Annotated in this window: 20 protein-coding genes and 1 pseudogene; 8 read left to right on the top strand and 13 right to left on the bottom strand. The window is 56.1% G+C overall.

The window, feature by feature from the left end:
• Positions 1-7: 7 nt before the first annotated feature.
• The 5 genes and pseudogenes from G491_RS0126260 to G491_RS0126240 all read right to left on the bottom strand — a co-directional run bounded on the left by G491_RS0126260 (position 8) and on the right by G491_RS0126240 (position 4,873).
• Complete coding sequence (locus G491_RS0126260) at positions 8-709, bottom strand: ABC transporter ATP-binding protein (protein ID WP_035220330.1); 702 nt, start codon at positions 707-709, stop codon at positions 8-10.
• A 2-nt stretch (positions 710-711) separates the two neighbouring features.
• Entirely contained in the window at positions 712-1,458 is a 747-nt protein-coding gene (locus tag G491_RS0126255; RefSeq protein WP_015949616.1) for an ABC transporter ATP-binding protein, read from the bottom strand.
• A pseudogene (locus G491_RS32700) lies at positions 1,455-2,360 on the bottom strand (branched-chain amino acid ABC transporter permease). The gene G491_RS0126255 and the pseudogene G491_RS32700 overlap by 4 nt, the downstream one beginning before the upstream one ends.
• 68 nt (positions 2,361-2,428) lie before the next feature.
• Positions 2,429-3,301: a branched-chain amino acid ABC transporter permease gene (locus G491_RS0126245; RefSeq protein WP_015949614.1), complete on the bottom strand. Its 873-nt coding sequence runs from the start codon at positions 3,299-3,301 to the stop codon at positions 2,429-2,431.
• A gap of 246 nt (positions 3,302-3,547) precedes the next feature.
• Positions 3,548-4,873, bottom strand: coding sequence for an ABC transporter substrate-binding protein (locus tag G491_RS0126240; RefSeq protein WP_028316639.1), 1,326 nt, complete (start codon positions 4,871-4,873; stop codon positions 3,548-3,550).
• A 552-nt stretch (positions 4,874-5,425) separates the two neighbouring features.
• On the opposite strand from G491_RS0126240, the gene G491_RS34705 reads away from it, so the two are divergent.
• Entirely contained in the window at positions 5,426-6,154 is a 729-nt protein-coding gene (locus G491_RS34705) for a MerR family transcriptional regulator (protein WP_169829525.1), read from the top strand.
• Between the two features lie 215 nt (positions 6,155-6,369).
• Here the strand turns inward: G491_RS34705 and G491_RS0126225 are convergent, their stop codons facing one another.
• From G491_RS0126225 to G491_RS32690, 8 genes are read right to left on the bottom strand one after another with little or no spacing between them, the layout of a single operon-like run.
• Positions 6,370-7,161 carry an acyl-CoA dehydratase activase gene (locus G491_RS0126225; protein WP_028316636.1) on the bottom strand — a complete coding sequence of 264 codons (792 nt, stop codon included), beginning with the start codon at positions 7,159-7,161 and terminating at the stop codon, positions 6,370-6,372.
• Between the two features lies 1 nt (position 7,162).
• The gene (locus tag G491_RS0126220) at positions 7,163-7,951 is read right to left on the bottom strand and encodes an acyl-CoA dehydratase activase (RefSeq protein ID WP_028316635.1); all 789 of its coding nucleotides are present in this window, start codon (positions 7,949-7,951) and stop codon (positions 7,163-7,165) included.
• On the bottom strand, positions 7,948-9,345 hold the full coding sequence (locus G491_RS0126215; RefSeq protein ID WP_028316634.1) for a 2-hydroxyacyl-CoA dehydratase subunit D: 1,398 nt from the start codon (positions 9,343-9,345) through the stop codon (positions 7,948-7,950). Before G491_RS0126215 ends, G491_RS0126220 begins: the two co-directional genes overlap by 4 nt.
• A gap of 31 nt (positions 9,346-9,376) precedes the next feature.
• Positions 9,377-10,768, bottom strand: a complete 1,392-nt coding sequence (locus G491_RS0126210; protein ID WP_015949608.1) for a 2-hydroxyacyl-CoA dehydratase subunit D — start codon at positions 10,766-10,768, stop codon at positions 9,377-9,379.
• Between the two features lie 22 nt (positions 10,769-10,790).
• Positions 10,791-11,951 carry a 2-hydroxyacyl-CoA dehydratase subunit D gene (locus G491_RS0126205; protein WP_015949607.1) on the bottom strand — a complete coding sequence of 387 codons (1,161 nt, stop codon included), beginning with the start codon at positions 11,949-11,951 and terminating at the stop codon, positions 10,791-10,793.
• Between the two features lie 2 nt (positions 11,952-11,953).
• Positions 11,954-13,444 (bottom strand): hypothetical protein, encoded by a 1,491-nt coding sequence (locus G491_RS0126200; protein ID WP_028316633.1) that lies wholly within the window; start codon positions 13,442-13,444, stop codon positions 11,954-11,956.
• Positions 13,444-14,082, bottom strand: a complete 639-nt coding sequence (locus G491_RS0126195; protein WP_015949605.1) for a TetR/AcrR family transcriptional regulator — start codon at positions 14,080-14,082, stop codon at positions 13,444-13,446. Before G491_RS0126195 ends, G491_RS0126200 begins: the two co-directional genes overlap by 1 nt.
• A gap of 12 nt (positions 14,083-14,094) precedes the next feature.
• The gene (locus tag G491_RS32690) at positions 14,095-15,429 is read right to left on the bottom strand and encodes a GMC family oxidoreductase N-terminal domain-containing protein (RefSeq protein ID WP_015949604.1); all 1,335 of its coding nucleotides are present in this window, start codon (positions 15,427-15,429) and stop codon (positions 14,095-14,097) included.
• Positions 15,430-15,739: 310 nt separating this feature from the next.
• Here G491_RS32690 and G491_RS32685 point away from each other — a divergent pair, with 310 nt between their 5' ends.
• The 7 genes from G491_RS32685 to G491_RS0126155 all read left to right on the top strand — a co-directional run bounded on the left by G491_RS32685 (position 15,740) and on the right by G491_RS0126155 (position 22,379).
• On the top strand, positions 15,740-16,204 hold the full coding sequence (locus tag G491_RS32685) for a helix-turn-helix domain-containing protein (protein ID WP_015949603.1): 465 nt from the start codon (positions 15,740-15,742) through the stop codon (positions 16,202-16,204).
• 3 nt (positions 16,205-16,207) lie between these two features.
• Positions 16,208-16,555, top strand: coding sequence for a cupin domain-containing protein (locus tag G491_RS0126180; RefSeq protein WP_015949602.1), 348 nt, complete (start codon positions 16,208-16,210; stop codon positions 16,553-16,555).
• Positions 16,556-16,749: 194 nt separating this feature from the next.
• Entirely contained in the window at positions 16,750-19,041 is a 2,292-nt protein-coding gene (locus G491_RS0126175; RefSeq protein WP_028316632.1) for a tetratricopeptide repeat protein, read from the top strand.
• Positions 19,042-19,066: 25 nt separating this feature from the next.
• Entirely contained in the window at positions 19,067-19,828 is a 762-nt protein-coding gene (locus tag G491_RS32680; RefSeq protein ID WP_157468609.1) for a hypothetical protein, read from the top strand.
• A 333-nt stretch (positions 19,829-20,161) separates the two neighbouring features.
• A complete protein-coding gene (locus tag G491_RS0126165) occupies positions 20,162-21,388 on the top strand; it encodes an HD domain-containing phosphohydrolase (protein ID WP_028316631.1) in 1,227 nt (408 codons plus the stop codon).
• 216 nt (positions 21,389-21,604) lie between these two features.
• Positions 21,605-22,150 (top strand): DUF2975 domain-containing protein, encoded by a 546-nt coding sequence (locus G491_RS34700; protein WP_028316630.1) that lies wholly within the window; start codon positions 21,605-21,607, stop codon positions 22,148-22,150.
• Between the two features lie 25 nt (positions 22,151-22,175).
• On the top strand, positions 22,176-22,379 hold the full coding sequence (locus G491_RS0126155; protein ID WP_028316629.1) for a helix-turn-helix domain-containing protein: 204 nt from the start codon (positions 22,176-22,178) through the stop codon (positions 22,377-22,379).
• Positions 22,380-22,423 lie beyond the last annotated feature (44 nt).

The raw sequence follows: 22,423 nt of genomic DNA, 5'->3' as shown, positions 1-22,423 counted from the left end.
CTAAATGTTAGACTTCCAGGAACTCGCTGCGGATTTCCGGGTTCTGCTCCAGGTCCTTGGCCGTGCCTTCGTAGCCGATGTACGCCTTGCCCATGAGGTAAACGCGGTCGGCCAGAGCCAGGGCGGCGTTCAGGTTATGCTCCACCAACAGGATGGAAACTCCGGCGTCGGAAATCTCCTTGATGATGGCGGCCACCTTCTGGACCATGATGGGCGCCAGGCCCTCGGTGGGCTCGTCCACCAGCAAAAGGTCCGGATTGCCCATCAAAGCCCGGGCTATGGAAAGCATTTGCTGCTCGCCGCCGGAAAGATAGGCGCCGCTCATGGCCTTGCGTTCATCAAGCACGGGAAAATGGTGGTACACCCGATCCAGGTCCCAGGCGTTTTCGCCGGTCTTGTTTCGGGAGCCTATAAGCAGGTTTTCCTGGATGGACAAATGGGGGAAGATGCGCCGTTCTTCCGGCACGTAGCCCATGCCCTGGCGGGCCTTTTTAAAAAGCGAGAGCTTGGTGATGTCCTTGTCTTTGAAGACAATTCTGCCGCTTCTTGGCTTTAAAAGCCCCATGATGGACTTTAAGGTGGTGCTCTTGCCCATGCCGTTGCGGCCCAGAAGAGCCACGGTCTCCCCTTCATGCACCTGCAGGGAAACGCCCTGGAGCACATGGCTGTCTCCGTAAAAGGTATTGATATCCTTGACTTCCAGCAGCATGATCACACCTCCAAGGTTCCCAGGTAGGCCTGTTTGACGAAGGGGTCGTTCTTGATGACTTCGGGGGCGTCGCAGGCGAGGACCTCGCCGTGATGCAGCACCGTGATGCGGTCGGCCAGGGAGAAGACCACGTCCATGTCGTGCTCGATGATGACCATGGTTTTGTTTTCCGTCAGCTTGCGGATCAATTCCACCAGGGACTTGGTTTCGTCCTTGGAAATGCCTGCGGTGGGCTCGTCCAGCATGACCAGTTGGGGGTCCGTGGACAAGGCCAGGCAGATTTCCAAAGCCCGGTTTTTCCCGTAGGAAAGCAGGCCGGCGGGCATGTCCGCCGACTCCGCCAGGTTGCTTTGCTCCAGCAGCAGATTGGTTTCCTCGGTGATCTTGTGCATTTTGTCGACTTTGGAAAAAGGATTGAACCGGACCTTTCGCTTGGAAAGAATTCCCATGCGGGCGTTCTGAAACACGGTCTGCTTGGCGAAGGTGCTGGTAATCTGGAAAGAGCGGCCCACGCCCATACGATTAAGCTGGTAAGGCTTCATGCCGGAGATTTCCCTGCCCTGAAACTTGATGCTGCCCGCAGACGGCTTGTAGCTGCCCGTGATGACGTTGAACAGGGTGGTCTTGCCGGCGCCGTTGGGGCCGATGACCGCATGGCGCTCGCCTTCCCGGATTTCCAGGTTCACGCCGTTCAATACTTTATGCCCGCTATAGTCAAACAGGAGGTCTTTGGTCTCCAGGATATTCATGATAAAGTCCTCCTTTTAAACCATTTTCGATAGACCGCATCCCAGATTCCCATGATTCCGCCGGGGGCGAATTTAATCATAAGAATCAGCACCAGACCGTTGAACAAGGCGATGCGATCCGTATATCTGAGGAGGAATTCCTCCAGCAGGGTCAGCAGGCCCGCGCCGATGATGGGGCCGGTAAAGCTGGAAACGCCGCCGATGATGGTCATGATAATGGGGTTGAACGAGGTGAAAAGGCCCAGGACGCCGTCCGTGGAAACCATGTTTTGGAACAAGGCGTATATGGCCCCGGCCGCGCCTGCGAATCCCCCGGACACGATGAAGACCAGGGATTTGACCGAAGGAACGTGAAAGCCCAGGTAGTCCACCCGGTTATCGTTATCCCGGATGCTTATCATGACGCTGCCCATGGGAGTTTTGGTAAAGCGCCATATAAGCAGGATGCAGCCCCCTAAAACCGTTACGGCGAAATAGTAGAAATTGGTGGGGTCGGTCATGTCTATCCCGCCGGTGAAGGGTACCTTCAAGTCCGGGACGGGAAAGCCGCCCAGGCCGTCGGCGCCGCCGGTCACTTCGCGAAACTTCAGGCACACAATGTACATGAGCTGCCCAAAGGCCAGGGTCAGCATGGAAAAAGCCGTGCCGCTCAGCCTGACCAAAAGCGGGCTGACAATGACCGCGCACACGACGGCCCCCAACACGCCTGAAAGCAGGGCCAGAAAAATGGGCAGGTTGTCGATGTGCTAGAGGCTCAGGGCCGTGGTGTAGGCGCCCAGCCCGAAAAACATGGCGTGGCCGAAGCTCAAGAGGCCGGTGTAGCCCAGCATGAGATTCAGGCTAACCGCAAACAGGGCCATGATGGCGAAACCGATAAAGATATTGGTGTTCAGCACGCCCATGACTTTGGGAAAGGCGATGAGAACGCCTATTAGAATGATCGCCGCAAGGGTTTTGATCCAGATCTTTGTCATTCTCTTTCTCCAAACAGTCCCTTGGGCTTAAAGGACAGAACAAGAACCATAAACACAAACATCAGAACCGGCGCGATCCTGGGCAGAAACTGGATGCCGAAGGAATTGAGCAGACCGAAAAACAGGGCCGACACAAAGGCGCCCAAGAGGCTGCCGAAGCCGCCCACCACAACCACCACAAAGGCGTCCATGCCCATCTGGTCGGCCATACCCGGAAAAACCGACAACAGGGGGGAGATTGCCACGCCCGCCACGCCGGCCAGCCAGGTTCCCGCTGCAAAAACCATCATGAAGACCAGAGGCATATTGATGCCCAGGGCCTCCACCATTTCAGCGTCCGAAACTCCGGCCCGGATGATCATGCCCATTTTGGTTTTGAACAAAAAAAGGACCAGCAGCCCCAAAATCGCCAGCGCCAGGAAGATGACGAACAATCTGTATAGGGGATATTGCAATCCAAAAATATTCACCATGCCGGCCAATGCAGGAGGAACGCTGATCATGTGGCTGTCCGTGCCCCAGAACACCTGCACGGCCTCCATGATCACCATCATGACTCCCACGGTGAGAATCAGCTCTCCGATATGTCCCGAGGCGTGGATGCCCCGAAGCAGGAACCGCTCCACCATGACCCCGATTGCGGCTGTAATTATTGGCGCCGCAAGCAGGGCGAGCCAAAAATTCCCGCCCATGTGGATGACGGAAACGCAAAAATAGGCCGACAGCATGAAAAACGAAGCGTGGGCCAGGTTGAGAATCCCCATCATGCCGAAAATCAAGGTAAGGCCGGAAGCCACCAGGAAAAGCAGCATTCCATAAGCCAGACCATGCATGATCTGCCCCACGTACATGGCGGTTGTCGCATCCATAAGTCCTAATCCTCCCGGTCGTGAATCAAAGCCGACCGCGGCCTTATATTTTAAGGAATATCTTCAGCCAGGATCAGGGCGCAGGAAAGACGCTTCATGGGCGAGGGAAGGCGTTCAGCGTCCACCCATGGAAGTTCCGGCGCAATGCGGCGGTGCAGTCGTCAGCAGACCGGGTCTTCGTGCGTCCAATCCTGACGCCCTGCCTGGAAGGATGCGCCGCTCCCCAAGGGAAGCGGCGCAATTTGGCTATTTTTTACACCTGTCCAGGCCTTCGGGAACCGGCGGCTCCACCACGTAAGAAGGAACGATGACGATTTTGTCGATGTACGAAAAATTGTCGAACCACTTGGTGGGGCTGCTGAACTCGCTCACATAGGTGTCGCGGACGGTGACATGGTCGCAGGCCCGCATTTCCAAAACGCCGGCAAAGGAATCGTATTTATCCCCTTCCCATGTCTCGATGATTTTTTCCGGGTCTGTGGTTCCGGCGCGCTCCACCACGTCCATCATCCAATAGGTGGTGTTGATGGCGCTGGCCACAACGCCCAGGGGCCAGACGTAGAGGGAGCTGTTGTAGGGCTCCTCCCATTTGGTCTCGTGCAGTTCATGCCAGACCTTGTTGAGCTCCCGGGTACGGGAATCCATGTCGTTAATCATATACTGATTGGCGTTGACCAGGCCGGCGGAGCCTTCCACGCCCACCACGCCCAGGGTGATGGGGTCGTCCATGTACATATTGGCGAAAGGCAGGTTCAGGCCGGAATCCCGGCTTTGCTTCAAGAGGTTCACGGAGTCGGGCATCCAGTCGCCGGAAAAAATGACCTCCGCGCCGGAAGCCTTGACTTTTTCCAGATAAGGGGCGAAATCCTTGGTGAACAGGGGATGGTAATCCTCGCCCACGATTTCGGCGTCCGGGCGGAATTCCTTCAAATATCCCTTGAACTTTTCGGCCAAGTCGTGGCCGAAGGAATAATCCTGGCACAGAATGTAAAATTTTTTCTCAGGCCGTTTGGCGTAGAAATAGGCCAGGCTCTTGGCCGCCTGGCTGGTGGTCCAGGGCGTGTGAAAGGTATAGCGGTTGAAATTTTCCGCGTCCATGAGAGAGTCGGATATGGACAGGGCGCTGACGTAGATTTTCTTGTATTTGGCGGCCGTCTGCTGGCAAACCAAAGAGATATGGCTGCCGGTGCTGCCCCACAACAAGTCCACCTTGTCGCCCAGGATCAGCCTTTCCGCCGCCTTTTTGGCGTTGATGGGCTTGCTCATGGTGTCGCCCTTGATGATCTCGATCTTCTTGAGCTTGCCGTCCACCATGACGCCGCCCTGTTTGTTCAGGTCGTGGGCCACCCAGTGAAGCGCAATGTGGTAAAGCTCTCCGTTCATGGCCGCTGGGCCGGAAAAGGGGTTTAAATGCCCTATCTTAATAGTGTCCCCTTCGGGAATCACAGGGTTGCTGGGGTCGAAATCCGCCATACGATCCATGAGGGCGTCGGAAGCCCATGCGCCGCTAACCAGCATCCCCAGGACCAACAACGTAAGCACCCCCCTAAGCAGGAAAAAACATCTTTTCATTCACGTTCTCCTTTTTACTAATGCGTTGTCTTGATTGCGGCCTCCCCATGGAGGCGCGCGTTTTTCATCCTCTCTCTTCCAGCCCCCGGCCCCCCTTGCGGCCCCGGGCGGGATTTCATTGCGGCGTCGAACGCTTAGGCGTTCGGCCCCGAACCGGCTTGGACGCGCACACAGGAGAACAGTGTTGCACACAAAAGCGCAGCCTGCGTCGTCTGCTGATTTTGTTGAAGCATGATTTCCCCCTTGAGCGAGCCGGCCGGAACAGCCTGATTCGTTTTTATTTGTTTTTTGGTTTTAAGGGCGGCGCCCTGCTTTGGCTTTAGCGCCTGGCCTCGGGCCCTTTATGCGCGCCGCCGAGAACCGTATAGCATACAGTGCACCATACGTAAAGCGTATATGACGCTATATGGTTTAATCGTAAATATATCAAAATGTTTTGTCAATGGAATTTAATATAGCCCTTGACAAGCATAACTATTAGGATTAAACTAACCCGCACGAATGACAGGATTTTTCCAACAACAAAAAACCCTTGACCACCCGGACAACGCTATGAAAATCGGCCATCTGGTGAAAATGACCGGGGTCCCCAAACAGACCATCCACTTTTACATGCGGGAAGGCCTGCTCCGGAAACCCCGGAAAAGCGGCGTGAACAATGCGGAATACACCCAGGCCCACCTGGATCAGCTTTTGCTCATCAAGGACCTGAGGGACAACTTTTTCCTCCCTATCCCGGAAATCAAAAAAATCCTGAAAAACCGCAAAAGCCAGTCCCCCCTGGACCAGGCCATGGTGGACCGGCGGGCCAAGTACTTCCGGCCCATGGATCAACTGGTCAACATTGAAATCCGCGGCAGGGAGCGCTTTATCAAAGCCTCGGGAATGAGCCCCAAATGGCTGGCCAAAATGGAGGAATGGGGGGTGGTGAGCCCCAAAAAGGAGGGAGAGGAGTTGGTATACTCCCACGATGACCTGAATATCGCCCGCCTCATCTCCGACATGGACGACCTGGGCTTCGGGCCCCAACACGGATACGACCCTCAAGACCTGAAAATCGTGGCAGACTTTGTCCGGGACTTCATCATGTCCAACGACAACCGCTACATGGCCGCCAACCTGGAAAAATTCTCCAACCCCGAGCACACCGAGGAATGCCGCGAGTTCATCGAGGTCATGAGCCTTTTTTTCTACCACACCTACAGAAAGCAGGTCCGGGAGAAATACTTCATGCTCACCAAAAAACAGGAAGAGCCCTCCCAGGAGCCCACATCCTCTTAAAAACAAAGGGTTGCAGGGGAATGTTTTAAATAAGTTATGACATGACTCGCGCGCAGCGCCATCCAAAAAGTTTTGATCCAACTTTTTCAAAAGTTGGCCGCCGGAGGCAAAAAAATCTTTTCCGTAGTTGAAAATACACCGCCGGAGGCGCGCAGTTTTGCAGCTCTGCAATGCGCCTCCGGCGGCTTTTTATTAGGGTCTTTCCGTCCGTTGGGTCAGGCGGATTTTTTCTCTGCCATGACCTGGGAGGCCATGAGGGCGGCGCCCAGGGCGCCGTTGGTCTGGGGATCGGTATCCAAAAATTTCAGATCCATATTCAGGGCATTGGCCAGGGCCCGGGCCAGGCCTTTGTTCTTGGCCACGCCGCCGGTGAAGGCGATATCCTCTTCCACGCCGATGCTTTTGGCCAGGGCCGCCACCCGGCCGGCCATGGCCTTGTGCAGGGCCTTGGCGATATCCGGGACTTCGTAGCCTTTGTTGACCAGGCTGATGACCTCGGTTTCGGCGAAGACCACGCACTGGTTGGAGATGGAGAGGTCCTCTTTCGCCTGGAGGTCCAGGTCGCCCATGTCCTCCATGGGGACGTCCAGGGCTTCGGCCATGACTTCCAGGAAGCGTCCCGTGCCTGAGGCGCATTTGTCGTTGTAGCCGTAGCGCTCCACATTGCCGTTTTCGTCGATTCGGGCGGCCTTGGCGTCCTGGCCTCCGATGTCGATGATGCTGCGCACGGACGGCATGTTCCAAACCGCGCCCCGGGCGTGACAGGCGATTTCCGACTCCACCAGGTTCACAAAGTCGATCTGCTTTCTGCCGTAGCCCGTGCCCACGGTGAATTCAATGTCCCCCTGGCTGAGCCCGGCCTGGGCGAGAGCCATGTCCATGACCTCCCTGGCCGACTGGCTTGGGGAAGGATTGGCCCGCAAGACGGCGCTGGCTATAATTTCATTATCCTTCATGATCACGGCCTTGGCCGTGAGGGATCCCACATCCACACCTGCTACGATCATGTTACGCCCTCCCCTCTTTCACGTCGCTTGCCAGCACAGCCGCGCCGATAGCCCCCGCCAGTTGGGGGTCCGCTTTTCTGATGATGGTCACTTTGTGGCCGATGAGCTTTTCCAGGGCTTTGACCACGCCGGCGTTTTTTGCCACTCCGCCGGTCATGGCCACTTCGCGCTGGGCGTGGACGGCGTTGGCCAGAGTAGCCACCCGGCCGGCCATGGCGTTGTTCACGCCGGCCCCCACGTCCTCCAAGGGAATGCCTGAATTGACGTACTGGATCACGTCGGCCTGGGCCCATACCGTGCAGGTGGAGGCCAGGGTGACGGGCTCGCGGGATTTTTTGGACATCTTGCCCAGATCATCCACGGAAACGCCCAGCAGCTTGGCCATGACCTCCAGGAATCGTCCCGTGCCTGCGGCGCATTTATCGTTGGTCAAAAACTTCTCCACCCGGCCGTTCTTGTCCAGGCGGATGGCCTTGCAGTCCTGGCCGCCGATGTCGATAATGGTTTTGGTGGCGGGCGCCAGCCAGACCGCTCCCCGGGCGTGGCAGGCGATTTCCGACCTGGCCAGGTCCACAAAGGGAATGTTGTCCCTGCCGTATCCCGTGCCCACGCAATACTCAACGTCGGACTGGGAGATTTTCGCTTTTTCAAGGGCTTCATCCATAACCTTTTGGGCCGAAATTTCGGGCCGGGAGCTTGAACGAATAATGGCGGAGCCAATTATTCTGCCGTCCCGGATGACCACGGCTTTGGAGGTTAAGGAGCCTACGTCGCAACCTGCAGTTATCATATGCCAATCCTCCTGACATCCAAAAATTCTTCAAATCGGGCTTGGGTCATGCTCCATGACTCCACCCTTTCGTCGAACACGTCCGCATTAATAATCAGGGTGGGCAGGCCTTCCTTTTCCAATTGCTTGGCCAGCAGCTTGACCATGCCCCAGGTGTTGCGGCATCCGGGGGTGCCCATGTACACGGCGAAATCGGGATTGTAGAGTTCACGCTGAGCCCGGATTTCATCCAGCCACATGTCCGGTGCGTCGTACGGTCCCCGGATCTGCTTGACCATGGGCATGCGGCAGTTCAAGGCGGCCATGGTGTCGATCATGGAATCCAGGTCTGCGGCGTCCACGGTGTATCCCTCGCCGTCCTTCACATAAGGCGCCGCCTGTTGGTAAAAACGGTCCGCAATGCAGCCCAGATGGGTGATTCCCCGGCTGTCCAGGAAATTCCACAAAGGCAGCCCTCCGCCGTAATGGTCCGTGTAGACGAACAAGGCCCTGGCTTTTTCCTCGCCGAATCTGTTTCCGGGCTTCCCCTCCTTGACATTCTTACGGATTACCTTGAGCATTTCCTCCAGGGTTTTAGTGCCGTCCTCCGTGCCGCCGAACAAAAACCTCAGCAGATACATGAACAGGTTGAACGTTGTCGGGATGGGGCTGGGAATCATACGCTGATAATCCTGCATTTCCACGATGAGTTCGTCCTGCTTCTGAATTTCCTCCAAAACGCCCCGGAGCTTTGCCGAGTCCAGGGGCTTGCCCGTCTGCTCGGCCATGAAATCGATCATGGCCCGGTAATCGGCCCGATGATAGGCGTCAGCCCGCTCCCCCCGCATTTGAGGCGGAAAGTTGCACTGGAATAAGGGAAGATCCAGGGCTTCGGCGGCGAATGCAAAGGCGCTGGTGTTGGTGTCGCAAATGCCGCTCATGTTGCACAGGACAAAATCCGGCTTTTGGGCGGCCCCGCCCAGGTAGGCGCCCATGGCGCCCCGCTGGGCCGAACAGGCGGTTTCGGCGAAGCCTATTTCCAGGCAATAGTCCATAAACTCGCCCATGCCGTACTTGCGGGACAGGTTGCCCACGGCCGTAATGGGCTCGATGAGCAGCGGCACCACGTCCATGGCGTAGCACAGGGCCGGAGACATGCAGAAGGTGGTCAGCGCCACCTTGCGTCCATCCTGGCGTGCAGTGACGATATTGGAAATGTATTTGGCCGCCCCTTTGGTCATGGCCCTGCCCACGTCCTCGTATTGATAAAAAAGATCCATAACGGTCCCCATGGTGGGAAACCGCGATCTGGCCCTTTCAAATTCCTTTCTCGTTCCGTCCAGGGAACGAGAGCCCTGATCAAAAACCCGCTGCATATTCCAATCGTAGTCATACTCTAACAAGGCTTGTCTCATGGAGATCTCCTCTTACTACTGCCAGGGGTAGTTAAATCAGTCGGCGCAACTCCAAAAACTCCTCAAAACGATGCCGGGTGGCTTCCCAGGATTCCACTCGCTCGTCAAACGCGTCCGCGTTGATGATCAGGGTGGGAAGTCCGGCGTCTTCCAGTTTTTTGGCCAAGAGCTTGAGCATGCCCCAGGTGTTGCGGCACCCGGGCGTGCCTGAATAGACGGCAAAGTCGGCGTTCATGCTGTCTTTCAGGTACATGGCTTCTTCCAGCCACATGTCCGGGGCGTCGTAGGGCCCCCGGATTTGCTTGACCATGGGCAGCCTGGAGTTCTGTTCGGCCAGCGCATCGATCATGGAGTCCAGGTCCGCCGTGTCCAGGTGGTATCCGTCTCCATTGGAGTAGAACACCTTGTCCTGATAATACTTGGTCAGGATGCAGCCCAGATGGGCGATGCCCATTTGGTCCATGAAGGTCCACAAAGGGATGTTGGTGGCGTAATGGTCGATGTACACAAACAAGGCCCGGGTTTTTTCATCCCGGGAGCTTAGGCCGGAAACGCCTTTGGCGGCGTTTTTCTTGGCCGCTTCCAGGCAGGCTCTCAGCATGGTGGTGCACGGCTCCATGCCCGCCATGGTAAAGCGCAGGGCGTATATGAACAGGTTGAAGATGACAGGAACCGGGTTGGGCTTCAGACGCTGCAGCTCCTGAATTTCGCAGATGAGGTCGTCCTGCACTTCGATTTCCTGCATGACCGCCCGCAGCTTGTCCTCGTCCAGTTTATTGCCGGTCTGCGCCTCCAGGAACTTGATGAAGTTCCGGTAATCCGCGCGATGATAGTCCGCGGCCCGCTGATCCGTAAGCGTGGGCGGATAGTTGATCTGATAAAACGGGATGTCCAGGTAGCTGGCGGCGAAGGTGAACGAATTGGCGTTGGTGTCGCAAATTCCTCCGGTGTCTATGGCGACGAAATCCGGCTTTTCGGCCAGGCCTTTCAAATAAGCGCCCAGGGCGCCGCGCTGGGAGGAGCAGGAGGTTTCCGTAAACCCCGCCTCCACGCAAAAATCCATAAACTCGGCGGTGCCGCCCTTTCTCACCAGGTTGCCCAGGACCGTCATGGGCTCCAGGACGATGGGCACAATGTCCATGGCCCAGAAAATGGCCGGAGACTGGCAAAATGTGGTGAAGGCCAGCTTTCTTCCCTTGGCGTGAGCCGTGGTGATGGCCTCGGTGTATTGCGAGAATCCCTTCATGAACAAGGCCCCGGGATCGCCATGGCCGAACACGAAGTCCGCCAGCTCCTTCATGTCTCCGATGCGGGACATGATGCGGTCATACTCCTTGGGAGTGCCGTTAATGGCTTTGGCGGCGTTCGTAAACAGGCTGTGGAGCGCCCAGTCAAAGGGATATTCCGTGTATTCCTTCCTCATGGCTGACTATATCCTTCCACTGCTATGCAGCAGGCTTTTCCGTTCTTCTTTCAGGGATGCTTTCCAGGAAAGCGCCTATCCTCATGCGAAGGCGGCCTTCATCGGCCATGGCCCCGTACTCCCTTTCCAGCCGAATGGCGGGAACCCCCATGGACTCCAGCTCCGCCTCGAACAGCCCGTTTTCCGAACCGTGAAGGTCGCAAAAGCGGATGTTCTGGAGAATGACGCCGTCCACCTTGGCCAGTTCCATCTTCTGCTTGATCAGGGCCATGCGGTCCTTGTAATGCCCGAACATTCTGGGACAGAACTGGTGGTGGAGATACCTGCTTGCAATGGTGAGCATGGTGGGGCTGTCCTCGGGGACCATGCCTTCAAAAGACCGGGATCCGAAGCAAACCGTGTCAGCCACGACCACGGCCCCCTCCGCCTCGATCACGGAAATAAGGGATTGGTCGTCCACCACGCTTCCTCCCAGGAGAATGCGTTTCTTGCCGCCGTGGTGGGCCGGACGGGCCTTTAACTCGTCCAGGGCCTCCCGAAGCAGGGGATTGTACATTTCCTTGGGCAGGGCGGTGCCAGCCAGGATGATGTTCATGGCCTCCTGACCCGAGACGGGCGTGTTTTCCATGCCCCTTACTTCGTCCAGTTCCTTCAACAGGTCCCGGGTTTCGTTATAAAGGGCGATGGCTTTTCTAAGATTATCCTCCGTAATGGTTACATTGAAATGCTCCTCGATATGCTTTTTGAACATTTCGATTTCTTCGGAAAACCATTTGAGGGAATAGTCCACGGCCTTGTGGGGTACGCCCAGATAATGCCAGAAGCCGGGCAGGATGCCGGGATAGTCCTCGTTGGCGGCGCGCCAGCATTCGTCCAGGCGGCGCATGGAATCGCAGCTTTGCACCATGACCGCGCCGTCCAGAAAATTAAAGGCGCCCTCCCCCGCCTTTTGCAGGATGGCCTTGGGGCAGCTGCAAATAAACGGGCCGAAGTAGGTGTCGCCGATGGAAGTGGATTCCGACTCGATGCCGCGCAGACGATAGGGCATCATGCCCGCGGCTGATATGATTTCCTCGGGAACGTGGCTGCACGTGTGGCCTATGACCTTTTTGCCCTGCGCCTTCCACTCCCGGATGACCTGGTTGTCCACATGATCTGCGGCTTCTTCAAAAATGGGATTCATGATTAGGCCTCCTGGGGTTTGAGAAGTTCACGCAAAGCGTTCAGGGCGTTGTCTATGCCTTCCTGATGCTCGTCGTTTTCCGGGGCCAGGCATTCGCACACGCCTTGAACAAGGGGCGGGAAAACCGAGCGCACCAGGGGCTTGAAGGAGTCGGCCAGGTCCCTGGCCAGCCACTGGGCGGTTTCGCCGACCTCGTCCAGGTCCACGGAATAGGAGAAAGACTCCAGGATGCTCATGGCAAGGTCGGGTTTGACCTTGCGAATCCGGTTGGCCACCTGGGCGTGGAGATTCAAAGCCTCGGCCAGGTCCTGCATGTCCAGGCGCAGCGCGCCCTCGGCCACGGCTTCTGCTATCGCCTCATCGTCCATTTCCTCCAGCAGGGAGACATTGGTCAAAAGCGCCTTAATCCGGGAGTTCAGCAGCACCGGAGATTCCTTCAACTGCTGGATCAGCATGTCCGGATGCTCCTGCAGCAGCGCGTACTTGGCGTTTTCCTTGGCGTCCCGGATTTCGGAAATCGCCTGTCTGCCTTTCCACCAGACCTGCGTGTCAATGGCCGCTACGATTTCTTTTAGTTTGCTGGTCAGTTCCTGGGTGAACTGGGGATGCCCCGGAGGACCCAGGAGGGAACTGCCCGTATGGATTTTGCGTAAAAGCTCGTGCAGGTAATTAACCGCCTGCCCCACGGCCGCCCCGTCGATATCCCCCATGAGGGACAAAATGATTTCGGTCAGCAGATCGGGAGGCATGTTGTCCAACTGGCTCGTGGCTTCGTTAAGAATGGCGACGGTTACGTTGAACGTGGCCGGAACCAGGCCCAACAGGCAAACCACCTTGGAGGGATACCGGTCAAAAACCTCGTTAATGGCCCGCACTATACCCACAAAGTCGTTCTGGGAATGCTTGATGACGTCTTCCAGGTCGGCGAAGTCCAGGTTTTCCACCAAGGCTTGAAAGGGCGTCTGAATCTGCTCGGAGACGAATGTGGGATTGGTTTCGTGGACTTCGTTGACAATGCGGATAAGGGTGGCCAGCGTCTGCCCAATGGAGGCGGAGTCGATGGCCTGGAGCGCCTGGGCCATATAAGCCTGTTTTTTTTCGTCAGGCAGGCTGTCCAGGGCCTTGCTGAGGCCTCCCGTCCCTTTAATGCCCGTGTTCACCAGAGCGGGAACCTTGGACATGAGTATTTCCGAAAACTCCATATCCTCAAAGAGCTTGACCTGGGGGGCGTCTTCGCCGGCTTTCGCCAGGAATCCCTTTTCCATGGTCTTGGCAATTTGCTTGGATATTATCTTTCGAACGGCTGAGTCGCCCGCCCAGGCTTTAAGGATCTCCGGCATAAGGGCGCCGGTCATGTCCTTGAACTCTTTGGTCTGGAGCAGCTTTTCAGCCAGCTTTTCCATGGCGGGATCGCGCCCCGCCCCGCCGTTTTTCCCGTTTCCCGGGGGCGCTTTTTTTGCGTCTTCCTGAGTTGTCGCGTCCTGGCCTTGCATTACGATACCTCCTCGGCGTCGATTAGATGATGGTCGGTCATGAAGGGACACAGTTTGCACAGCCTGTTTTCAGGGTTCTCGTGTTCGCCCAAATACACCATGAGCACGTCCTTCAGGAGCGCTAATTGATCGGGCAGGGAAACGGAGCCGGGCACAAGCCGGTTTTGATACACCAGGCCGCCCAGAAAGGTGGCTGTGAATTCAGCCACCTGGCTTGGCAGGCCCAGATACACGGCCATGTTCCGGATGTAGTAATCCAGCCACTGGCGGGCGGTCTGACGCGCCTGCGCCGTATCGTGGCAGCGGACAAAATCGATGGAAAGAAGCAGCATTTTGCCGAAGGCCGATTCCTTAACCTGAAAAAACTCCAGGAAGCGGCTGATGCGCTCTTCAAACGTTCCGGACAAGGAGGGCGCCTGGGTGACTTCCTCCACGTCCTTTTTGCCCATGTACTGAAACATCTGGTCCAGGATGGATTGTTTCGTCGGGAAATAATGATACAAGGCCCCCGTGGATATGCCCAGGCGCTTGGCGATCTGGCGCATGGTCACGTTGGAATAGCCTTTATCGGAAAACAGTTCAAAACACCCCCCCAGAAGCTCTTCCCTGTACTTGTCATGGTCCACTATTTTGGGCATGAAAACCTCGTTTTAGGCAGCATGAGCCTGAGAATCCCTTTCCTCATTATTTGGTTCGGCCGCAAGATGACTGGCGAGCCTTTTGCCCAAGGCCACCAGAGTCAACGAAGGCGGCAGCCCCCATGCCTCGGGGATGACCGAACAGTCGCAAACGTACAAATTGTCATATTTAAAGGTTTTGAGGTCGGGATCCACAATGTCCCCGATCTTGGCGGTTCCTCCAGGATGGGCTGCGATGCACCAGGACTTGTAAATATCCTTGGCCCCGGTGTTCTTGAGGATTTCCTTGGCCCGTTCGTAGCCTTTCATGAGCTTGGCGTCGTCCTGGGGGATGAGCTTTTTGCGCACTCCGCCGGCGTCCGTGAGCTTTCCGCCCAGGGTGTCCTTGGCTTTGATCATGATCTGCAAGGTGCGGGAGTGGCTGAAAAGCTTGTGCGCCCGCCCCACTTGAGCGGTAAAGCCCTGATAGGCGACTTTGGGCACGGTCATGTCGGTCATGACGTATCCTTCGTCCGACATGTGCGCGCCCGTGGCCATGGGGAATTCCCTGCCTCCAAGGTCTTCAGGGATGGTTCCCATGACGCAGATCAGGGGGTCGAAAAAATAATCGTAGCCCGCTGCGTATATTCCGCTGGCGCGCAGAATCACGGGCGTTCCAATGCCTCCGGCCCCCAGAATCACCACCGGAGCGTAAGCCTTTTGGGTCTGCCCGCCCGCGGAGTATTCCACACCCACGGCCTTTCCGTTTTCAACCAGCACCTTGCGGGTCTTGGCCCGGGCGATGAACCGACAATTTGTGTGCGTCTTGAACTCGTCCACAAACATGCGGGCGCTCCACTTGGCGCCGTAGGGGCAACCCAGGTTGCATTTGTCGCAATCGGCCCGGCACTTGTCCTGGTAGACGTATTTGTTCAAAGGATGCCAGTCGTAGCCCAATTCCCGGGCGCTCTCCATAATGCGTTTGGCCATGGGGCCGATCAGGCTGTCCTTTAAAGGGGCAATGGGCAATTCCTCTTTGACCTGCCGGACTTCCTCCTCGATATCCACTCCGTAGCCCCGGAGCATTTCCAAAGGAGGCTCAAAGGCCGTGGCGTAATACAAAATCGAGCTGCCGCCCGCCGTAATGCCCCGCACCATGGAAAGGCCCTTGTAGGTGAACAGGAGACTTTTTCCGGGGACCAATCCCATTTCAGCCGCCTGCAGGTAGCTGCCTTGAATGGGTTCGTCTCCGCCCCAATCCATCATCAGGACCTTTTGGCCCTTTGCCGCCAACTCCTTGGCGACCGTGGCCCCCCCGGGCCCGGAGCCTACGACGATGGCATCGTAGGACATGGTTGAAACGCTCATACTTCCCTCCCTGATTTGGGTTTAACAAAAAGCCCTTTGCAATGAATTTTTTCAGCGCGCCCGAGTTATCTCGAACGTTCGGTCTAAATAAAACGCCTTAGATTGCCGCCCTGTCGGGATTACCCTGCTATACATATTCTTTAGGATAAAAAAATCAAATGGTTGTGCTTGAAACTGCGCCTTTGCGTTGACAGAGCAGACTTGATATGACAGTACTGAGAGCTACCACACTGTAGGAAACAGCCTATCACCGATGACACAGTGTGTCAATTACTTTTTTACCGATTGTCCAAAAGAAAGTCCAGGCCTCATGACCCGCAAAGGCTTCACCAACGCCCGCAGCATTTTAGCTAAGACACAGACGGAAATGGCTCAGATTTTAGGCGTCTCAGTCAAGGCGGTGCACAGCTATGAACAGGGATGGAGAAACGTCCCGCCCCACGTGGAAAGACAGCTGTATTTTCTTTTAACCCGCCGCCGGGGAAGCAAGGTTCCCAGAAAGGCGTGCTGGACCATCAATAAATGCCCCAGCCATTTGAAAAGCAAATGCCCGGCCTGGGAGTTCAAGGCGGGCGCCTTGTGTTGGTTCATCAACGGGACCGTGTGCGGGGGCCAGGTGTGCTCGGACTGGGGCGAAAAAATGGCCCAATGCAGGCGTTGCCCCGTGTTGACAGCCATGCTGGGGGAGTGCGCTCCGGAGGTGCTGGAGATTGAGCCGGAAGGTGCGGAACCTGCTTTGATGCACAAAGATGTTAACACATCCAAGAAGGAGTAGAGCATGAAGATAGTTCATTTTACTGAAATCGACCCTGTGGAGTTCCCTGAGCCGGCCAAAGGCGTCAAGGGGCGCGTTTTAGTCGGGAAAAAAGACGGCGCGGAAAATTTCTGCATGCGTCTGTTTGAACTGCCGCCAGGCGCGGCCACGCCCCGGCACAGCCACGCCTGGGAGCACGAGATATTCATCCATGCAGGATTCGGCGAAATATACAGGGAGGGGGAATGGGTTCCCGTCCGCGCCGGCGCCGCCGCATTCATCCCCGGCGAGGAGGAGCATCAACTGCGCTGCTCCGGGGAAACGCCCCTGTTTTTCGTCTGCCTGATTCCGGACGGCCCGCCGGAGCTGTAGGCCTCGCGCTCGGCTTGGTTCGGCGCAAGGGAAATTCGCCCCCTGCGCCGAACAACCGAGGCCCCCGCCGCCGTCCTCTGTTAAAACTTCCACATTGTTTTGAAAAACTTTTTCAAGCCTGCTATTATTCAGCCCCGCTTGACTCGCACGGGTGCGTTTGAACGGGAGGCCATAACCAAACAGGGGAATGTCTTGTGACGCTTTCCAATAAACAAAGGAAGTTCATAGCCCGCAATCACGGCCATATGTCCGTCTCCAAAATGGCCTCCCACCTGGGAGCTCCGGTCAAGGAAATAGAACGGGAAATTGCAGCGGGCGCCGGCGAAGGGGCGGCTTCGCCGTCGGAGCTGGCCCGCATCCTGGATAAAGCGTCAACCATGATTCTTTTTGCAATCGTTGCGCTGACGCCGTTCGCCGTCCGGCCTGCTTTATACGACCAGACCAACCTGCCTCAGACGGTTTTCTTCATTATCGGCGCCTTGCTGTTAAGCGCCGTCTTTTGCCTGAAAAGCTACTTTTCCCCCAAAAGCGCCGTTGCGCCCCCCACGGTTTTTTTTCCCCTGGCGGCTCTGACCCTGTGGGGCGGCCTTAGCATCTTCTGGGCGGCGAACGCCTATGAGGCTGTTACAATCTGGCTTCCCTGGGTTGCGTGCCTGTTTTTTTTCTCGGCGGCATTCAATGTTCCGGATTCCAGGGAACGGCGGCTTTTGTTGCTGAAAGGGCTCTTTTTATCCGGAACGGCCGTTGCCCTGCTAGGCATACTGCAACATCTGGGAGGAGACGTCCTGCAGCATATGGGCGGGGAAAACTGGTTCGGCGTCAAGCAGGCGGAGCCTCCCGCCTCCACCTTCACCAACCGGAACATGGCGGTCCACTTCATCGTCTTGACCCTGCCCCTGGGCGTCGGCTTTTTTTTACAGGAAAAAAGGGGCTGGCCGGCCGCTGCGTTCCTTGTCTGTACAACCTGCATGCTGAATTATCTGTTTTACACCTCCAACAGAACGGGTTGGCTTTGCCTGCTTCTGCAAATCGCCGTATTCGCGGCGCTGCTGCTTGTTTACAAAGTCAAATCAGGCGCCATAGGCATGAATCGGGGAAAAATGATCTCCCTTGCCGTGTGCCTGGCGCTTTTTCTGGTTTTGTTCAATTGCGGGCCCAAGGGCTTTGAATGGCAATTCGGCAAGGTTTTCCAGAGAGTTTCGGCGCTCAGTCAATCAGATTTGGAGAGTCCCGGGACGAGCCCCGAAACGCAGGCTCCGGCGGATAAAAAGCAAGATTCTCCGGCGGCGCCCCGGAAGTATGACGCCTCCAAAAGATTGCGCCTGGACATTTGGGCAAATACCCTGGCGATGATCAAGGACCACCCCCTGCTTGGGGTCGGGATGGGCTCCCACAAGGTGCTTTACCCCATTTACTCCCGGAGGGCGAAGGTGGAAGGGGCGTTTTCGGAGGAGTCCCAACTATCCAATGTGCATAACGACTACCTGCAGATTGCGGCGGAGTTGGGCCTGCCCGGGCTTATCATGGTCCTGTGGCTCGGCGTTTCAGCGTTTTTAATCCTGCTCAGGCTTTTCAGGAAGGAAAACGGGGAAGAAAAATTTCTCGTGATCGCCCTTGCAGCCTGCCTGGCCGGCATTAGCTTAAACGCTGCGGCGTCCTTTCCGTTTCAAAGGATGGCCCCTTTATTGGTCGTAAGCCTTTATCTGGCGATGCTGGCGCGCTGGGATCCCAAATATGAGGAAAAGCCTCCTCGCATAGTGGCGCCGCCCGCCCCGGTCTGGCTGATTTGCGGCGTTGCATTCACCGGGCTGTTGATAGCCGCCGGCTGGGCGGGAAGCCGGGCCATGAAAGCGGATGAGCAGTACAAATGGCTGGATGTGGGCGAGTCCGCAGGAAACTGGAACCTGGTCATCTCAAAAGGCAACCAGGTATTGGCGGCCGATCCATACAGGGTAAAGGTGCGTTCGTATTTAGGCAGGGCGTACCTGGAAAAACAAATGCCGGAAAAGGCGGCGCCCGAACTGGAAAAGGTCGTTCAGGCCTATCCCTATCATATGAACGCCTTGCTGAATCTGGGCGTGGCCTACGGGACCATGGGAGAAAACGAGAAAGCCCTGGAGGTTTACAACAAGGTGCTGCAAATCAAACCCGACTATGCCAAAGTCCATAATAACATCGGCAACGTGCAGATGAATACGGGAAAAATTCCGGAAGCCGTGGAAGCCTTTACAAAGGCTGCGGAGCTGGACGACCAAAATCCCCAGATCTGGATGAATCTGGGCGTGGCCGCGTTCAAGGCCCGGGATTTTGAAAAAGCGGCCACGGCCTTTGAAAAGTGCGCCGTATTAGCCCCCGGCTGGACCCGGGCGAACCGGAATGCGGGGCATTTATTGATGCAAATCGGCCAGAAGGAAAAGGGCCTTCGTTACTTGCAAATCGCCGACGCCCTGAAAAAGGCGGAAAAGCAACCCAAAGCAACGCAGTAAGTTTTTATTGTACGCGGATGAAGCCATGAGTCATGTGAAAATGGGCTCCGGCCCCCAAAATATGCTCCCTGCAGTTCCAGGCCGTAAAAAGGTTTATACCTGCCAGGCCTGCGGTACGGATCAAAACATGGGGCGGAGAAAATATTGCTCCAGAGCCTGCAGGCAGAAGCTGCTGTGGCGCCTGGAAGTGGCCGCGAATCTGCTGCGGGCCATGCATACCAGATACGCGTCCTTTTCGTTCACCCGGGACACGCTCATGCTGCACGTGGTGGCTTCGGGAGCCCCGCATGTGTACAGCTACCTATGGAAGCGCACTCCGGGCAAAAAACCGGTGGACGACCTGGGAGACCTTGTGGAGCAGTTGGGGCGGCTGTGGTGGAAGGAGCATGACAAATTGAGGTCCAGGCATCAGGCTTCCAAAAGCGTATTGGAGCAGGCGCGCACCAGCATGGTCAAACCGGGGCAGATTCGTCCTCAGGACGCCTCCCATCCGGTGGTCAGCCAAAGGCATCTGTCCGTTCTTAAGTTGAAAAAATCCGAAGTTATCGGCCCGGACCCTCAAAAGGCCCTGCGGTCCGCCTACCGCAAACAGGTTATGGCCCACCACCCCGACCACAAAGGCGACGCAGCTCTTTTCCGCAAGGTGCACGCCGCTTATGAGGAAATGAAGGAATGGCTTGAAAATCCCGTGGTGCGCAGCCAGAGGGGCCTCCCCGACAAGTGGAGCTACGACGGCCGCAAATGGGCGCCGCCCAGGAACGCTCCCATCCCCCAAAAGACGGGTTAAGCCGCTTGCGCCCCGGGAAAGCCGAAAAAACGTTTCTCATCAAAATAATAATCAAAAACAAAATATTAGACTCCTCCCCTTTGGAATCGCCTGAACAGCCTTTCCTTTATAGTCAAGATTTAATCCTTTGCTGCCGATTATTAATAATAGTCAGGAAGGCGCCCTTGCGCCGCCGCCAGTGTGATGCACAGGCGAAATAGCCCGGGGATGCAGGCTGCTCCCGGCAAAACCAAAAACACGGCATTTCAAATAGTTGCTCAGATAATCTATTGGATGTCAGCGTTGACAGGGCCTGTCAGGCCGAAGTGAACGTCATAATCGGAGACGGATTTCATGCAGCAATCCAAAGCCAACATTCTGCTTGTCGACGATGAACCTGCCATTCATCGTTTGATGCAGCATATTCTTGAGCGGGAAGGCTACCGCCTCCTCTCCGTCTATTCAGGGGAAGAGGCATTGGGAATAGTCGCCCAGGGCGGCATCGACCTTGTGATCCTGGACTTATCCATGCCGGGCATGGATGGTTTTGAGGTTGCCAGGCAAATCAAGGAGCAACCGCAGGCGTTCCTCATTCCCATCATCCTGTTTACAGGCCGGGATACGGTGGAGAACCACGCCAAAGCCCTGGAAATGGGCGTGGACGACTTCTTGTCCAAGACCGAGCATAAGGAAGTGATCCTGGCTCGGGTGCGGCTGCATTTAAAGTTGAAAAGAATGCACGGCAGGCTGGCGGATTATCAAAGCAACCTGGAAAAAAAGGTCGAGCAGCAGACCTGGCAATTGAAAACCGCCTCTTTGGAAACTATCGTGAAGCTGTCCGCGGCGTCGGAATTCCGGGATAATGAGACCGGCGCCCATATTCGCCGTATGAGCCATTATGCGGCGGCCATCGCCAAAACCATGGGATTCAACAAAAGAGTGCAGGAGTCCATCCTGTATTCCGCGCCCATGCACGACATCGGTAAAATCGGCATCCCCGACTGCATTCTGCTCAAGCCCGGGCCCTTGACCGACAAAGAATGGAAAATCATGAAAAGGCATCCGCAGATCGGCGCCAGCATTCTTTCCGGCGCCCAAAGCGGCTTCATCCGCATGGCCGAAATGATCGCTTTGACCCATCACGAAAAATGGGACGGATCCGGATACCCCCAAGGCCTTAAGGGCAGGCAAATCCCCATTGCCGGCCAAATAGCCGCCATTGCGGACGTGTTTGACGCACTGACCTCGGAACGGCCCTACAAGAGGGCGTTTTCAGGCATCGAGGCCATTCGGATCATCCAGGAAGGAAGAGGAAATCATTTTTCGCCGGAGGTGACGGACGCGTTCTTCACCACCCTGGATGAAATTCTGGTCATCAAGGACAAGTTTCAGGACACGGATCAGGACAAGCAGAATCTTTATGCCAGGACCTATCAGGCTTTGGCCAAAGACGTCCCCCCCCAGATCTATCAGGCGGCTTCAAAAACATCCAAAAATGGAAGCGTTGAAAAACAGCCTGCATCATCCCGCTTTCAAGAGGGCCGTTCCAGGCCGCCGGTTAGCCTCACTTCCGTGGGGTAGCCTGAAAAAACCCAAGCCACGCCCTTGAGGAAGGAAACCCTTTGCAGTCAGTTTCTTTATTGGGGGGACTTCCATCTGTTGCCTTCAGCATTCACTTCGTCCGTTTTTTATTAATAAATTATTGACAAACGATAATTTTTTACTGATAATCACCCTGCCATGGCGAAAAGGCCCAGCCTTAATTTTTTACTAACAGCCACGAAGGAGGCGTGTATTTTGGAAAAAATCGTTCGCGTCAGCCGCGCGCTAAGCGGCTTGTTTTTGGTTTTACTGGCGGCCGTTCCCTTTTTGTACGGGTTATTTTGGCTGTTTTTCAATCACCTGATGCAGTTTGACGGATTGGGCGCCTTTCAGGGTTTGGCTTGTGCGGGCGTTCCCTTTCAACTGCCTGTGCCCGGTTGGTCCAGGCTCCTGGGTTTTGCGGCGTCCCTGCCAGCGCTGTGCGTGGGCCTGTACGTGCTGAACCGGCTTAGGATGCTTTTCGGACTCTACGCCCAAGGGATCATTTTCGGCGCCGGCAATGTTAGGTGCATCCGCGTGTTGGGGATTGCATTGCTGGTGAAGCAGGCGCTTAACCCTGTGGTGCAGGCCATGACCAGCGTGGCCCTGACCCTGCCCAACCCTCCCGGGCAACGGGTTCTTCAGGTTGGATTCAGTGACGCCAACTTTACGGCCCTGATCATTGGAGTGATGGTAATCGTGGTGGCCTGGATCATGGATGAGGGCCGGAAGATTCAGGAGGAGCAATCTCTCACCATATAAAAGCCAGCATGGAAGGGAGTGCATTATGCCAATCATAGTAAATCTTGACGTCATGCTGGCCAAGCGCAAAATGGCATCCAAGGACCTGGCCGAGGCGGTGGGCATCACGCCGCAAAACCTGTCAATCCTAAAAACGGGACGGGCCAAAGCCATCCGTTTTTCCACCCTGGAGGCCATTTGCCTGCATTTGGATTGTCAGCCCGGCGATATATTGGAATATGAACCGTAAAATGGGATGCGTCCGCAAGCCCTTGTCTAAAAGCCTTGCTATAG

The sequence above is a fragment of the Desulfatibacillum aliphaticivorans DSM 15576 genome (assembly GCF_000429905.1).
Taxonomy (GTDB): Bacteria; Desulfobacterota; Desulfobacteria; order Desulfobacterales; family Desulfatibacillaceae; genus Desulfatibacillum; species Desulfatibacillum aliphaticivorans.
This window is presented reverse-complemented; position numbering and strand designations above follow the sequence as displayed.